At 55.4% G+C, this 15,142-nt stretch carries 12 protein-coding genes; 8 read left to right on the plus strand and 4 right to left on the minus strand.

The window, feature by feature from the left end:
* The first annotated feature begins 1 nt into the window (after position 1).
* The 3 genes from AC6I8T_RS06585 (at position 2) to AC6I8T_RS06595 (ending at position 4,287) form a co-directional block, all read left to right on the plus strand.
* Entirely contained in the window at positions 2-1,531 is a 1,530-nt protein-coding gene (locus AC6I8T_RS06585) for an efflux transporter outer membrane subunit (protein ID WP_497833616.1), read from the plus strand.
* Positions 1,532-2,117: 586 nt separating this feature from the next.
* A complete protein-coding gene (locus AC6I8T_RS06590) occupies positions 2,118-2,522 on the plus strand; it encodes an H-NS family histone-like protein (RefSeq protein ID WP_021182542.1) in 405 nt (134 codons plus the stop codon).
* Positions 2,523-2,694: 172 nt separating this feature from the next.
* Positions 2,695-4,287, plus strand: a complete 1,593-nt coding sequence (locus AC6I8T_RS06595; RefSeq protein ID WP_021182543.1) for an ABC-F family ATPase — start codon at positions 2,695-2,697, stop codon at positions 4,285-4,287.
* Positions 4,288-4,338: 51 nt separating this feature from the next.
* Here AC6I8T_RS06595 and moeB read toward each other — a convergent pair whose 3' ends face one another.
* The 3 genes from moeB to AC6I8T_RS06610 form a co-directional block, all read right to left on the minus strand.
* Positions 4,339-5,094 (minus strand): molybdopterin-synthase adenylyltransferase MoeB, encoded by a 756-nt coding sequence (gene moeB, locus AC6I8T_RS06600; RefSeq protein ID WP_497833617.1) that lies wholly within the window; start codon positions 5,092-5,094, stop codon positions 4,339-4,341.
* Complete coding sequence (gene moeA / locus AC6I8T_RS06605; protein ID WP_497833618.1) at positions 5,095-6,330, minus strand: molybdopterin molybdotransferase MoeA; 1,236 nt, start codon at positions 6,328-6,330, stop codon at positions 5,095-5,097. It lies immediately after the preceding gene.
* Between the two features lie 66 nt (positions 6,331-6,396).
* Positions 6,397-6,819 carry a universal stress protein gene (locus tag AC6I8T_RS06610; protein WP_021182546.1) on the minus strand — a complete coding sequence of 141 codons (423 nt, stop codon included), beginning with the start codon at positions 6,817-6,819 and terminating at the stop codon, positions 6,397-6,399.
* Positions 6,820-7,057: 238 nt separating this feature from the next.
* On the opposite strand from AC6I8T_RS06610, the gene AC6I8T_RS06615 reads away from it, so the two are divergent.
* From AC6I8T_RS06615 to gsiD, 5 genes are all read left to right on the plus strand, one after another.
* The gene (locus AC6I8T_RS06615) at positions 7,058-8,023 is read left to right on the plus strand and encodes an isoaspartyl peptidase/L-asparaginase family protein (protein ID WP_208725102.1); all 966 of its coding nucleotides are present in this window, start codon (positions 7,058-7,060) and stop codon (positions 8,021-8,023) included.
* 10 nt (positions 8,024-8,033) lie between these two features.
* Positions 8,034-9,890: a glutathione ABC transporter ATP-binding protein GsiA gene (gene gsiA / locus AC6I8T_RS06620; protein WP_208725103.1), complete on the plus strand. Its 1,857-nt coding sequence runs from the start codon at positions 8,034-8,036 to the stop codon at positions 9,888-9,890.
* A gap of 68 nt (positions 9,891-9,958) precedes the next feature.
* Positions 9,959-11,494 (plus strand): glutathione ABC transporter substrate-binding protein GsiB, encoded by a 1,536-nt coding sequence (gene gsiB / locus AC6I8T_RS06625; RefSeq protein ID WP_021182549.1) that lies wholly within the window; start codon positions 9,959-9,961, stop codon positions 11,492-11,494.
* Between the two features lie 48 nt (positions 11,495-11,542).
* Complete coding sequence (gsiC, locus tag AC6I8T_RS06630; protein ID WP_021182550.1) at positions 11,543-12,463, plus strand: glutathione ABC transporter permease GsiC; 921 nt, start codon at positions 11,543-11,545, stop codon at positions 12,461-12,463.
* Between the two features lie 9 nt (positions 12,464-12,472).
* A complete protein-coding gene (gene gsiD / locus AC6I8T_RS06635; RefSeq protein WP_021182551.1) occupies positions 12,473-13,378 on the plus strand; it encodes a glutathione ABC transporter permease GsiD in 906 nt (301 codons plus the stop codon).
* A 40-nt stretch (positions 13,379-13,418) separates the two neighbouring features.
* Here gsiD and AC6I8T_RS06640 read toward each other — a convergent pair whose 3' ends face one another.
* A complete protein-coding gene (locus AC6I8T_RS06640; RefSeq protein WP_208725105.1) occupies positions 13,419-15,080 on the minus strand; it encodes a methyl-accepting chemotaxis protein in 1,662 nt (553 codons plus the stop codon).
* Positions 15,081-15,142: the final 62 nt, after the last annotated feature.

Consider the following 15,142-nt stretch of genomic DNA (forward strand, 5'->3'; position numbering starts at 1 on the left):
AATGAACAAGTTCGTGCGCAGCGCGCCGTCACGGAGTGCTATCTCGCTCGCGCTATTGTTGGCCGGGTGTGCGGTGGGGCCAGATTATCAGCCACCCCATGCACAAACGCCTGCCAGCTACCGTGATCTCCCCTCGGAGGAAGCGTCAAAACCGTTGTCAGCAGCGACCAACCCGCTATGGTGGAAAAGTTTTAACGATCCGTTGCTCGACAGTCTGATCACCCGTGCGATAGCCGATAACCTGACGCTGCAACAGGCGGTGCTGCGCATTGCCGGGGCGCGTGAGCAGCTGGCGCAGGCGAGTGGCGGACTGTTTCCGACGCTGAGCGGTTCGGCCAAAATGACCCGTCAGCAGCTTGGGTTAAAGGGGTTGCTGGAATCGAACGGTGTATATAATCAGGTCGATAGCGATGTGGCGGATCAGCTCAATGGTTTGACGCATTCGGTGAATTTGTATCAGGGAAGCTTCGATGCCAGTTGGGAACTGGATCTTTGGGGCAAAGTGCGACGTCAGATCGAGATGGCCAATGCGCAGCAGCAGGCGGCGATTGAGCAGCGTAACGATGCACTGGTTTCGCTGCAAGCTGAAGTGGCGCGAGCGTATCTGCAACTGCGCGGTGCGCAGGCGGTGCTGCAAACTTTGCAGGAGCAGATTACCGTCGCGCAACAAACCTCAGAACTGACCCAGAGCCAGCAGCGCAACGGTATGGCACCGCTGACTGATGTTGAGAACGCCCGTGCGCAGTTGTCATCCCTTAACGCGCAGTTGCCGCAATATCAGGCGCAGGAGCGCCAGGCGATGAATGGGCTGGCGGTGCTGTTGGGGAAAACCCCTGGCGCGCTGGACAGTGAACTGGCGAGCGTAAAACCGCTGCCTGCGTTACCGAAACTGGTATCAGTGGGTATTCCTTCCACGCTGGCACGACGTCGACCGGACATTCGTCAGGCGGAAGCCACGCTGCACGCGCAAACCGCCAATATTGGTGTGTCGGTGGCAGAGCTGTTCCCCAGCTTGTCACTGACCGGACAGCTTGGCGTGCGTAACACCGACGCCAGCTATCTGGACAACTGGAGCAGCCACTTTTATAGCATTGGCCCGTCACTTTCGATCCCGATCTTTCAGGGCGGGCAACTGGTGTCCAGCGTGAAACTGGCGCGCGCGCAGCAGGCCAATGCGGCGCTTGAGTATCGTCAGACGGTACTCACGGCGTTACAGGACGTGGAAAACGCGCTGGTCAGTTATCGTGCTGATCAACAGCAGGTGACGGCGTTGGATGAAACCACCGGGGCGCTACAACGGGCTTTTGATCTCGCGACTGACAGCTATCGCCAGGGGATCTCCACCTTCCTCGACGTGCTGGATGCACAACGTCAGCTGGCGCAGGCGCAGGCGCAATCCACTCAGGCGCGGATGCAAACGGCTTTAGACCTGGTGGCGTTGTATAAAGCGCTCGGTGGTGGCTGGGAACCGTATCAGACGGTCAATCTGCCTGACTACGCGGTATTTGGTCCGGCAACTGAAGTCAAATAATCTGTCAGGGCCGCAGCGGGTACAGTTGCGGCTCACGATGTTGACTCCCGCGTATTCTTTATTTTCCTGAGCGTAAATTCCGTGACCTCTCTGACTTTACCCGCCAACGGCCAGAACATTATTTGTCCGGCTGTTTGTCATGATGAGCAACAACAACCGGCAAGACGAAAGCCATAAAGAAAAGTCGCTGAACATGCCGATGAAAATGTGATACAGGCCGGTGAAATACCGGCCTTTTTTATGTTTGTTTGCGTAAAAATGTGACTTAACCTGGTTATGCTATAAATAAGCATTGCATAGCTAAAAACATGTTTTCATCAGTCCATTAATCTTTGTTTACCTTTGTGCTCACTTCTACCGCAGAGACAATATCCTCTGAAAATCGATGCAGGATTTCGCTGAGGGTACAAGTTGTCGGTGTTAATTTGGGGTAAATAAAGCGGCCCGCCTGGTTTAATCAACTGCGTGATCATTATCGTTATCCCTTAAGAATTATCCGCGATGTAAAATTAATTTATTTTTTTATTTGAATTGGGTAATCTTGCCACTACAGTTTATTTAAACCCCCTTAAGCAAGGACATTGTGATGAGTGACGTATTCTTTAAAGTTCTGAACAACATTCGCACATTACGTGCACAGGCTCGCGATCTGCCACTGACTGACCTGGAAGAGATTCTGGAAAAATTAACTGTGGTCGTCACCGAGCGTCGTGAAGAAGTACAAGCGGAAGAAGCGCAGAATCGCGAAAAAGAAGAGAAGCTGTCTAAATACCGCGAAATGTTGCTGGCTGACGGTATTGATCCGAACGAATTACTGGGTGCGCTGGAAACCGGTAAAAAACGCGCCAAGCGTGCGCCGCGTCCGGCAAAATATTCTTACACTGATGAAAACGGTGAAGAGAAGTCATGGACTGGTCAGGGCCGTACTCCTGCTGCGATTAAAAAAGCACTGGATGCTGGCAAAAGCCTCGACAGCTTCCTGATCAAATAATCTGCACAATCCTTGTAAGCGGGAGCCGAAGGTGACATCACCTTCGGCTTTTTTTATGGGGTAATAAACAACGGCTTGTTGTACCTGGCCCGCACAATGGTGGCATCCCGGTGCCTGCTTCTGGCATAATGCCCGCTGTTTTTTCCTCCACTGCGTAACAAAGGTCAATGCCGTGTTAGTTTCCAGCAATATCACCATGCAGTTCGGCAGTAAGCCGCTGTTTGAGAATATCTCCGTTAAATTTGGCGGCGGTAATCGTTACGGTTTAATCGGTGCAAACGGCAGCGGTAAATCGACCTTCATGAAAATACTGGGCGGTGACCTGGTGCCAAGCGCGGGAAATGTTTCCCTCGACCCGAATGAACGTATCGGTAAGTTGCGTCAGGACCAGTTTGCGTTTGAGCAATATAGCGTGCTCGATACCGTGATTATGGGGCACCATGAATTATGGGCCGTCAAGCAGGAACGTGACCGCATATATGCCTTGCCGGAAATGAGCGAAGAGGAAGGCTATAAAGTTGCTGACCTCGAAGTGCAATACGGTGAAATGGATGGTTACAGTGCTGAATCCCGCGCAGGGGAATTATTACTGGGTGTAGGTATCCCGGTAGAACAACATTACGGACCGATGAGCGAAATTGCGCCCGGCTGGAAATTACGTGTGTTGCTGGCGCAGGCATTATTTGCCAACCCGGATATTCTGTTACTCGATGAACCGACCAACAACCTGGATATTGACACCATTCGCTGGCTGGAGCAGGTACTGAACGAACGTAACAGCACCATGATCATCATTTCGCATGACCGTCATTTCCTGAATATGGTTTGCACGCATATGGCGGATTTGGATTACGGCGAGCTGCGCGTTTATCCGGGTAACTATGACGAATATATGACCGCAGCCACCCAGGCGCGTGAGCGTTTATTAGCAGATAATGCGAAAAAGAAAGCGCAAATTGCCGACCTGCAATCTTTTGTCAGCCGTTTTAGCGCTAACGCCTCAAAATCGCGTCAGGCAACCTCGCGTGCTAAACAGATTGAGAAAATCAAACTGGATGAAGTGAAAGCGTCCAGCCGTCAGAACCCCTTTATTCGTTTTGAACAGGATAAGAAACTGTTCCGCAATGCGCTGGAAGTGGAAGCCATCACCAAAGGTTTCGATAACGGCCCGTTATTTAAAAATCTGAACTTGCTGCTGGAAGTCGGAGAAAAAATGGCGGTGTTGGGTGCCAACGGTATTGGTAAAACCACCTTGCTGAAAACGCTGGTAGGCGAGCTGACACCGGAAAATGGTACGGTTAAATGGTCCGAGAATGCGCGCATTGGTTATTACGCGCAGGATCACGCGACAGATTTTGCCGACGACCTGACGGTGTTCGACTGGATGAGCCAGTGGAAACAGGAAGGGGACGACGAGCAGGCAGTGCGTAGCATTCTTGGTCGTCTGCTGTTTAGCCAGGACGATATCAAGAAGCCAGCTAAAGTTCTGTCCGGTGGTGAGAAGGGCCGTATGTTGTTTGGTAAGCTGATGATGCAGAAACCGAACATCCTGATTATGGACGAACCGACCAACCACCTCGATATGGAATCCATCGAATCGCTGAACATGGCGCTGGAGATGTACGAAGGCACGCTGATTTTCGTCTCGCATGACCGTGAGTTTGTCAGCTCGCTGGCAACCCGTGTGCTGGAAATCAAAGGCGATCGCGTGGTGGACTTCACCGGCAACTACGAAGATTATCTGCGTAGCCAGGGGATTGTGTAAAAACAGCGTAGCGGCGCGATTTATCGCGCCGCATTGAGTTGGTACGGTTGTTTATTTCCCCCCGCACACCTCACAATGCACATCCTGCGCCACTTTCATCGTGCGGAACTCGGCGCTCAAGGCATCGTACATCAGCAACCGTGAGCTGGCTGGGGTGCCAAAGGCCGTCAAAACTTTAAGGGTTTCCATCGCCTGCATGGCCCCCATAACCCCAACTAACGGAGCCATCACACCGGCTTCAACGCAGCTCAGCGCCTGCTCGCCAAACAAACGGCTGATGCAACGATAACAGGGCGTATCCGGCTGCCAGGTAAATACGCTGAGCTGGCCTTCCATGCGAATCGCGGCAGCAGAAATCAACGGTACCTTGTGTTGCCAGCACCAGCGGTTGATCTGTTCACGCGTATGGACGTTATCCGTGCAATCCAGTACCGCATCATGACGGGCAATCAGGGTGCCCAGTGCCGTATCCTCAAGCTGCGCATTGAGGGTTTCTAACTGGCAATGGGGATTGATCGCTGCCAGCTGCTGTGCAGCAGAATCCACTTTCGCCATACCAATCGTACTGTCACGATGCAGGATTTGCCGTTGCAGGTTACTGAGCGCGACGGTATCGAAATCCAGCAAGGTCAGTTGCCCCACGCCCGCTGCGGCCAGATAAGGTGCGGCGGCACAACCCAGCCCGCCAAGCCCAACGACCAGAACACGCGCGGCTTTTAGTTTTTCCTGCCCGTCAAAATCGAAGCCACGCAACACGATTTGCCGGTTGTAGCGCAGCATCTCTTCATCGCTTAACTCCGCGTGCATTTATCCCTCCAGCAGGCTGTTGAAGGGTTCAACGTCGACCCATTCACCGACTTCCACGTTACCGCGTTCACGCTCCAGCACGATAAAACAGTTCGCCAGTGCAAAGGAACTGAACACATGTGAACCCTGCGGCCCGGTGCTGCGAACTTCCAGCATCCCGTCTGCGCCACGGCTGAAGATACCGCGTTGGAAATCGAGGCGTCCCGGTGATTTTTTCAGACGCTGAGTGGCTTTGGCGCGCAAACGTGCCGGTATCAACGGCGCTTGCTGGCCGGTGAGGGTACCGAGCAACGGCTGAACCAGTTGATAGAAGGTCACTGCCGCCGATACCGGGTTGCCCGGCAGGCCGCAGAACCAACTGTTGGCGAGTCGACCAAAGGCAAAAGGTTTACCGGGCTTGATCGCCAGTTTCCAGAAGGTGATGGCCCCCAGCTCCTCCAGCATGGCTTTGGTAAAGTCGGCTTCACCGACCGATACACCGCCCGTGCTGATCACCACATCGGCCTGGCGATCTGCTTCACTGAATGCCTGACGCAATGCCACAGGATCGTCGCCAATCACGCCAAGGTCGATCACTTCGCAACCAAGGCGGTTTAGCATCAACGACACGGTGAAGCGATTGGTATCGTAGATCTGTCCTGCTGCCAGTGGTTGTCCCACCGCCTGTAATTCATCGCCGGTGGAGAAAATCGCCACCCGCAATTTACGCAGCACGCTGACCTGGGCGATGCCCAAAGAGGCCAATAGCGGCAGCTCAGCGGCACCGAGACGCACACCGGCGTCCATTACCTGTTTGCCCGCCTGAATATCTTCACCACTGCGGCGGATATGCTGCCCGGCGTTGACCGGTGCGGTGATGACAATCCCACCGTCACGTTGTTCGGTTTCTTCCTGCATCACCACCGCTTCACAGCCTGCGGGGACCGGCGCGCCGGTCATGATGCGGATAACCGTTCCCAGCGGCCATTCGCCGTTGAAAGGTCCACCGGCAAAGGCTTTGCCCGCGACAGGCAACACGCGATCCGGTGCAACATCGGCGAGGCGTACCGCATAACCGTCCATCGCGGCATTATCGAAGGGGGGGACATCCAGCGGTGATAACACCGGCTGGGCGGTGATACGCCCGGCGGCTTCGAATAACGATACCTGTAATGAATCGGTAATCGGGGTAAGTTGCGCCAGCATTTTTTGCTGGGCGTCTTCGAGGGAGATTAAGCCCGCAGTAAAAGGTTCCATGTCCATATCAGCCTGGTTATGTCAGATGCTGCCTATTATGGCAGGCAAATGCCTGCCGCCGCATTATTACGGCAAATGTTTTATCAGCACATCAATGTTTAACCGGTTGATGTATTCCATGGAATTGGAGGTGAGGACCCCCATAAAGCGGTTATGGTGTCCGACAATCACTAAATCGATATGTTTTTCGGCAATGCATTTTTCGACGTCTTTAAAGCGGCGCAACGTAACCAGCTCATGGCATTTAACCGGCAGACTTACGCTGGCGGAGAGCTTGCTCATCAGCGCCTTCGCCCGAATTACATCCTCCGACACCACATCGTTCATCAGGCTGTCCGACACATAATTCATTTCCCGGTAATCATCGCTGATATGGGCGAGGGTGACTGTCATCGCCAGTTCTTCAGCCAGCGTCACGGCGTGGTTCAACAGCAATGCGCCATCCTGATTTCCCTGAACCAGCACCAGGGCATGGTTATAACTGTTCATGGCTTGCTCCGGCATGATCTTTGCTGTGAGTATAGTGTTTCGCCCCTGCTAAACCGGGCACTGCTCACGCTTTTGTCAAACTTAAAGGCATAAACCACAATAAAAGGTTATGACCCGGCAGCACAGTTTCTGCTTTACAAGGCGGGATGGCCTTTCTATATTCGAAAGTTGCCAAAAAATAATGAAAACCATTCTAAATCAGTGTTTTTGGTTCTGATTCCTTGACAGGGTAACGGGTATGACTAAAGCAGTTATCGCCATTCACGGCGGCGCGGGTGCCATCACTCGCGCGGCGATGAGCGCCGAAAAAGAGCAATATTATCGTCAGCAACTGGCGGCGATTGTCGCCGCTGGTCAGCAAATTCTGGCCGATGGCGGCAGCGCGATGGACGCGGTGACCGAGGCCGTGCGCTTGCTGGAGGAGTGTCCGTTGTTTAACGCCGGTAAAGGGGCGGTGTTTACCCATCAGGGTACGCATGAACTGGATGCCAGTATTATGGATGGCCGTACGCTGGAAGTGGGCGCGGTCGCCGGGGTTAACCATATCCGTAACCCGGTACTGGCGGCGCGCACAGTGCTGGAGGTCAGCCCGCATGTGCTGTTTATCGGTGCCGGTGCGGAAGCCTTTGCCACCCAGCAGGGGCTGGAGATGGTTGAGGCAGACTTTTTCTCCACCCCTGAACGCTGGGAGCAGCTGCAACGCGCGCTCGGCAGCGATCAGGCGGTGCTGGATCATGACGGTGCGGCGCAAAGCCACAGCGATGACCCACTCGATCCTGATCGTAAATTTGGTACGGTCGGTGCAGTGGCACTGGATTTACATGGCAATCTGGCCGCTGCCACCTCAACCGGCGGCATGACCAACAAACAGGCGGGACGCGTGGGCGATTCACCGTTGGTCGGTGCCGGGTGCTACGCCAACAACGATTCGGTCGCGGTTTCCTGTACCGGCACTGGCGAGGTGTTTATCCGCACTCTCGCCGCTTACGACGTGGCGGCACAAATGCGTTATGCCGGTCGCACGCTGCAACAGGCCAGCGCCAATGTAATTCACGATAAAGTCCAGGAACTGGATGGCAGCGGTGGGCTGATTGCCGTTGACCGTGATGGCAATGTGGCGCTGCCGTTTAACAGTGAAGGAATGTACCGCGGATTCGCTTATGTGGGCGGCGAAGTTGAGGTAGCCATTTACCGCGATAGCTAAAGGAGCAGGCATGACGGATCGGCAACGGCAATTAACGCCAGACCAGGTTCTGGCGGTACGGGATCTGAACGTACGTTTCCAGCATGAAGGACGTATTACCGAAGCGGTGCGCCAGCTCTCGCTTGATCTGCATCGTGGTGAAACCCTGGCGCTGGTGGGGGAGTCCGGTTCGGGTAAATCGGTCACTTCGCTGGCGTTGATGCGGCTGATCCAGCAGGCGGGTGGGGAAGTCAGCGGTGAAATCACCCTGCGACGGCGTAATGGCGAGTTGCTGGATGTGATGCGGGCTCCTGCCAGCCAGATGCGACGCGTACGCGGTGCAGATATGGCGATGATCTTCCAGGAGCCGATGACCTCGCTGAATCCGGTGTTCACCGTCGGTGAGCAAATCGCCGAATCGATCCGTCTGCATCAGGGCAAAAGCCATCAACAGGCGTTGGCTGAAGCGCGCCATATGCTCGATCTGGTGCGCATCCCCGAAGCGCAAAATGTCTTGTCGCGCTATCCGCATCAACTTTCCGGAGGCATGCGTCAGCGCGTAATGATCGCTATGGCGCTCTCCTGTAAACCCGCTCTGCTGATCGCCGACGAACCCACGACCGCGCTGGATGTCACCATTCAGGCACAAATCCTGCAATTGATCCGCGTGCTGCAAAAAGAGATGCAGATGGGGGTGATTTTTATCACCCACGATATGGGCGTGGTGGCGGAAATGGCCGACCGGGTGCAGGTAATGTATCGCGGCGATGTGGTTGAACGTGCGCCAGTGCAGCAACTGTTTAACCAGCCACAGCAACCCTACACCCGGGCACTGCTCTCCGCCGTGCCTAAACTGGGGGCGATGAATGGACAACCGCTTCCGGCAAAATTTCCGCTTATCCACCGTGATGGTCGCGAAGAAGCCCAGACGCCGCAGGATACGGTGCGTGTTGACCGCCCGCCGGTGCTACAGGTACGCGATCTGGTTACGCGTTTCGATATCCGCAGCGGTTTACTCAATCGGGTAAAACGTCGCGTCCATGCGGTGGAGAAGGTCAGTTTTGATCTTTATGCCGGTGAAACGCTCGCCCTGGTGGGGGAGTCCGGCTGCGGTAAGTCGACCACCGGTCGTTCTCTGCTACGCTTAGTCGCCAGTCAGGGCGGCACCATTACTTTTGACGGGCAACGCATTGATGCGCTCGAGGGACGGGCGCTGGCGGCCTTGCGTCGTGATATTCAGTTTATCTTTCAGGACCCTTACGCCTCGCTCGACCCGCGTTTGACGGTGGGTTTCTCCATCATGGAGCCGCTGCTGGTGCATCAGACGATGAACCGCCGCCAGGCCGAGCAACGTGTCGCCTGGCTGCTGGAGCGCGTCGGGTTGTTGCCGGAACATGCCCAACGTTATCCGCATGAATTTTCCGGTGGTCAGCGTCAGCGTATCTGCATTGCGCGCGCGCTGGCGCTGAACCCCAAAGTGGTGATTGCTGATGAGTCGGTCTCGGCGCTGGATGTGTCGATTCAGGCGCAAATCATCAATCTGATGCTCGATTTGCAGCGCGAATTTGGCATCGCGTTTCTGTTTATCTCGCACGATATGGCGGTAGTGGAACGCATCAGCCATCGTGTGGCGGTGATGTATCTTGGACAGATCGTGGAGATGGGGCCACGCCAGGCGGTGTTTGAGCAACCGCGCCATCCCTATACCAAAAAACTGATGGCGGCAGTGCCGGTGGCCGATCCGGCACACCGGCGTCGTGAACGGGCGTTGCTGGTGGATGAAATCCCCAGCCCGATACGTCCGTTGGGCGATGAGCCGGAAGTCGCGCCATTGATTGAGGTGGCACCGGGGCATTTTGTCGCCCGCCATGCCATCAGCGGCACCTGAACAGCAGCAACTCATCCGCGTCACCGGCTGGTGTGCGCAAAGACAGGGACTACAGGAGAACGATAACGATGCACCATATTATGCGTAAAGGGGTTATCACTGCCGGGTTGTTAAGTTCGGCGTTGGCGCTACCGGCCTGGGCGGCGAAAGATGCGGTGATTGCCGTGGCTTCAACATTTACCACCCTCGATCCTTACGATGCTAACGACACCTTGTCGCAGGCGGTGGCGAAGTCCTTCTATCAGGGATTGTTCGGCTTCGACAAAGATATGAAGCTGACCAACGTGTTGGCTGAAAGCTATCAAACCAGCAGCGATGGCCTGACTTACACCATCAAACTGCGTCCCAATGTGAAGTTTCAGGATGGCACCGACTTCAATGCGGAGGCGGTGAAGGTCAACCTCGATCGCGCCAGCAACCCGGATAATCACCTCAAGCGTTACAACCTGTTTAAATACGTCGCCAGCACCGAGGTGGTCGATCCGTTGACGGTCAAAATCACCCTGAAGCAGCCGTTCTCGGCCTTTATCAATAACCTGGCTCATCCGGCGGCGGTGATGATCTCCCCAGCGGCGCTGAAAAAATATGGCAAGGATATTGGTTTCCATCCGGTGGGAACCGGGCCGTTTGAATTTGTCACCTGGAACCAGACTGACTTCGTCAAAGTGAAGAAGTGGGATGGCTACTGGAAAAAGGGCTATCCAAAGCTCGACAGCATTACCTGGCGTCCGGTGGTGGATAACAACACCCGCGCGGCGATGTTGCAGACCGGCGAAGCCACTTTTGCTTTCCCGGTGCCGTTTGAACAGGCCAAATTGCTGGAAAAAAACAGCAAGCTCGATGTGGTCACGACCCCGTCGATTATGCAGCGCTATATCAGCCTGAACGTGACACAAAAGCCATTCGACAATCCGAAGGTGCGTGAGGCGCTGGAGTATGCCATCAACCGCCAGGCGTTGGCGAAGGTGGCGTTTGCCGGTTATGCCACGCCCGCCACGGGCATTGTGCCGCCAGCCATCGATTTTGCGCAGAAGTATCCCGCCATTGCTTACAATCCGGCCAAAGCGCGTGAACTGCTGAAAGAGGCGGGTTACCCGAATGGTTTTGAAACCACCTTGTGGTCATCACATAACCACAGCACCGCGCAGAAGGTGTTGCAGTTCACCCAGCAACAGTTGGCGCAGGTTGGAGTTAAAGTGAAGGTGTTGGCGATGGATGCCGGCCAGCGTGCGGCGGAAGTGGAAAGCAAAGACCAGAAAGAGAGCGGCGTGCGCATGTTCTATACCGGCTGGTCAGCCTCGACCGGTGAAGCCGACTGGGCGCTGACGCCGCTGTTTGCCACCAGCTCATGGCCGCCAGCGATCTTCAATACCGCGTTTTACAGCAATCCCCAGGTTGATAAAGATCTGGCCGATGCGCTGAAAACCACCGATCGCGACCAGAAAGCCAAACTGTATAAAGATGCACAGGATCGCATCTGGAACGACCATCCGTGGATCCCGCTGGTGGTGGAGCAACTGCTGTCTGCCAGTAACAAAAACCTGAGCGGTTTTTACGTCATGCCTGATACCTCATTTAACTTTGATGAGGCCGACCTGAAGTAACCCTGAGGGGCAGCCCGCGTGGCTGCTCCTCACCGTGCAGGACTTCGCATGCTGAATTATTTTCTCAAACGATTACTGGGACTGATTCCCACGCTGCTGATTGTGGCGGTGCTGGTGTTCCTGTTTGTACATCTGTTGCCGGGCGATCCGGCACGCTTGATTGCCGGGTCCGATGCCGATGCGCAGGTCGTCGCGCTGGTGCGTCAGGAACTGGGCCTTGATCAGCCATTGATCCAGCAGTTCTGGCATTTCATCTGGAATGCGGTGCAGGGGGATTTTGGTCAGTCGATGGTGTCGAAACGTCCGGTTTCCGAAGAGATCGCCACGCGTTTTTTTCCGACACTGTGGCTGACATTAAGCAGCATGATCTGGGCGGTGCTGTTTGGCATGGTGATTGGCATCGTCTCTGCGGTATGGCGTAACCGCTGGCCGGATCGACTGGGTATGACGCTGGCGGTGTCGGGGATCTCTTTTCCGGCGTTTGCCCTCGGTATGCTGCTGATGCAAATTTTTTCCGTGGATTTAGGCTGGTTGCCGACCGTGGGTGCCGACAGCTGGCAGCATTACATTCTGCCCTCCATCACCCTCGGCGCGGCGGTTGCGGCGGTGATGGCACGCTTTACCCGTGCATCGTTCGTGGAGGTGATGCAGGAGGATTATATGCGCACCGCGCGGGCCAAAGGGGTGCGGGAAACGCTGGTGGTGGTCAAACACGGGCTACGCAATGCCATGATTCCAGTGGTCACCATGATGGGGCTGCAATTTGGCTTTTTGCTCGGCGGTTCGATCGTAGTGGAAGTGGTGTTTAACTGGCCCGGTCTGGGTCGTCTGCTGGTGGATTCGGTGGAGATGCGTGATTACCCGGTGATTCAGGCCGAGGTGCTGCTGTTCTCGCTGGAGTTCATTCTGATTAACCTGATTGTCGATATGTTGTACGCGGCGATCAACCCGGCTATTCGCTACAGGTAAGGAGTCGCAATGAAAAACTGGCGACGCGAGGCGGCACTGAAAATCATGCCGACGATGACGGAAAACCGGGTGCGCACCCCCTGGCGCGAGTTCTGGCGACGCTTTCGTCGCCAGCATGTGGCGCTGCTGGCGGGGGCGTTTGTGTTGTTGCTGATCGTGGTGGCCTTTATCGCCCCCTGGATCGCGCCCTTTGACGCCGAAAACTATTTCGATTATGACCGCCTGAATGAAGGCCCGTCGCTGATGCACTGGTTTGGGGTTGACTCCCTCGGACGCGATATTTTTAGCCGTGTGTTGGTCGGCACGCGCATTTCCTTAATTGCCGGTTTCTTTTCGGTAGCGATAGGGACGGTGATCGGTACCTTATTAGGTTTGCTGGCAGGCTACTACGAAGGTTGGTGGGATCGTATCACCATGCGCGTCTGCGACGTGTTGTTTGCCTTTCCGGGCATTCTGCTGGCGATTGCTGTGGTGGCGATTATGGGCAGCGGCATGAGTAACGTGATTGTCGCGGTGGCGATTTTCAGTATCCCGGCGTTTGCGCGTTTGGTGCGGGGTAACACCCTGGTGCTCAAACATCAGACTTATATTGAATCGGCCCGCAGCATCGGTGCCTCGGACTGGACCATCATTATGCGCCATATCCTGCCGGGTACGGTTTCATCGATTGTGGTCTACTTCACCATGCGTATTGGCACCTCGATTATCACGGCCGCCAGCCTGTCGTTTCTTGGCCTGGGTGCGCAGCCGCCCACGCCAGAGTGGGGCGCGATGCTCAATGAAGCACGCGCCGATATGGTGATTGCCCCCCATGTGGCGATTTTCCCCAGCCTCGCCATTTTCCTGACGGTGCTGGCGTTTAATTTGCTGGGCGATGGGCTGCGTGATGCATTGGATCCGAAATTGAAAACCTGAACCAGGTGAGCAACGGCGCGATTTATCGCGCCGTTTTACCTTAAAACGTTTCCCAATTGTCATTGCCGGAGGCAGCAGGGGCCTTCAACGCGCGCGGAGCTACAGCTGGCGCTGACGGACGCACCAGCGCCGCCACCGCCTGACGTGTGCCGGTGTTAAAACGCGCTACCGCCGCAGACAAACGGCTGGCCTGTTGTTCCAGCGATGCCGACGCATTCGCCGATTCCTGCACCAGGGTGGCGTTCTGTTGCGTAACGCGATCCATCTCGTTCACCGCCTGGCCAATTTGGTCGATACCACGGCTCTGCTCATCCGATGCGGAGGCAATCTCACCCATAATATCGGTCACGCGGGTGACGGCGCTGACGATTTCCTGCATGGTATCGCCCGCGCTGCCAACCTGTTGTGAGCCGAGATTGACACGCTGAACCGAGTTCTCAATCAACAGCTTGATCTCTTTCGCTGCCTGGGCACTGCGTTGGGCCAGGTTACGTACTTCACCTGCCACCACCGCAAAACCGCGTCCCTGTTCTCCGGCGCGAGCCGCTTCGACTGCCGCGTTAAGGGCGAGGATATTGGTCTGGAAGGCAATGCCATCAATCACGCTGGTAATATCCGCGATCTTTTTCGAACTGTCGGCGATATCGTGCATGGTTTTCACCACGCCAGCCACCACGTTGCCACCCTTATCGGCGGTATCGGAAGCGGTTCTTGCCAACTGCGTGGCCTGGCGCGCGTTATCGGCGTTTTGTTTCACGGTGGCGGTGAGCTGCTCCATACTGGCGGCGGTCTCCTCCAGTGATGCGGCCTGTTGTTCGGTACGTGAGGAGAGATCGTTATTCCCGGTAGCGATTTCACTGACGCTGCTGAAGATCGCATCAGCGCTGTCACGGACATTGCTGACGGTACTGAGTAGCGCCTGTTGCATATGATTCAGGCTGGCAGCCAGCGCCGCCATTTCACTGCGGCCTTCTACGTGCAGACTGCCGGAAAGATCCCCTTCAGCAAAACGTTCCATCTGTTTTTGCAGTTGCTTCATCGGGGTGAGCAGAATACGGCGAACCAACACCCAGACTGCTGCCAGCATCAGCACCACCACCACGGCCATCACTGCAACCATAGCCAGCACACGTTGCCAGGCGCTTTCGTTTTCCGCGCTGCCTTGTGCCAGCAACTCGACGTTCTGCGCACGCCACTGCTTGTAAGCCTCTTCGAGGTCATCCTGCGCTTGCTGGGCATCAAGATTGCCATACGAAGGGTAATCATTGGCTTTCAGAAAGGTGGCGGATTGTTGCAGCAAATCCGTCATGGCGGTGAATTTTGCTTCAACAAGGGCGGCGGCAGCATCACTCTGGCCTTTGATGCGTGGCAGACTTTTGTACTGGGCAAAGTGCTGCTGCGCTTCATTCAGCGAGACGCCCGCCGCCGTGATCAATTTGTCAATCGCCGCCAGTGAGGCTGCATCGGTCTGCTTTTTCAGGATACGTATGGCGACGCGGTTAATGGTGACGCGGGTTTTTACCAGCGTTTGCCAGCCATCGGCCAGTTCGCGCTGCTGGTGGGATAATTGATCGCTGGTGGTGAAGTTACGCTGACCCGCCATGAGCGAGGTCAGAAACAGCGAGCCGGAAACGACTTGCATGGCTGTAAAGACCACCAGAATCACAATAATGGCGGTCACGACTTTCATTCTTTTAAGCATCCTGAACTCTCTGGGCAAAAGGGGCGTGTACAGAGGTTATCGGTGTAAAAGAAAGGCGCTTT

This window comes from Pantoea sp. X-Soil-OKNW-556, assembly GCF_059730695.1.

Coding starts and splice junctions, on each gene's coding strand:
- AC6I8T_RS06640 (WP_208725105.1), bottom strand. CDS start 15,080: ATGCTTAAAAGAATGAAAGTCGTGACCGCCATTATTGTGATTCTGGTG.
- gsiC (WP_021182550.1), top strand. CDS start 11,543: ATGCTGAATTATTTTCTCAAACGATTACTGGGACTGATTCCCACGCTG.
- gsiA (WP_208725103.1), top strand. CDS start 8,034: ATGACGGATCGGCAACGGCAATTAACGCCAGACCAGGTTCTGGCGGTA.
- AC6I8T_RS06585 (WP_497833616.1), top strand. CDS start 2: ATGAACAAGTTCGTGCGCAGCGCGCCGTCACGGAGTGCTATCTCGCTC.
- moeB (WP_497833617.1), bottom strand. CDS start 5,094: ATGCACGCGGAGTTAAGCGATGAAGAGATGCTGCGCTACAACCGGCAA.
- moeA (WP_497833618.1), bottom strand. CDS start 6,330: ATGGAACCTTTTACTGCGGGCTTAATCTCCCTCGAAGACGCCCAGCAA.
- AC6I8T_RS06590 (WP_021182542.1), top strand. CDS start 2,118: ATGAGTGACGTATTCTTTAAAGTTCTGAACAACATTCGCACATTACGT.
- gsiD (WP_021182551.1), top strand. CDS start 12,473: ATGAAAAACTGGCGACGCGAGGCGGCACTGAAAATCATGCCGACGATG.
- AC6I8T_RS06615 (WP_208725102.1), top strand. CDS start 7,058: ATGACTAAAGCAGTTATCGCCATTCACGGCGGCGCGGGTGCCATCACT.
- AC6I8T_RS06610 (WP_021182546.1), bottom strand. CDS start 6,819: ATGAACAGTTATAACCATGCCCTGGTGCTGGTTCAGGGAAATCAGGAT.
- gsiB (WP_021182549.1), top strand. CDS start 9,959: ATGCACCATATTATGCGTAAAGGGGTTATCACTGCCGGGTTGTTAAGT.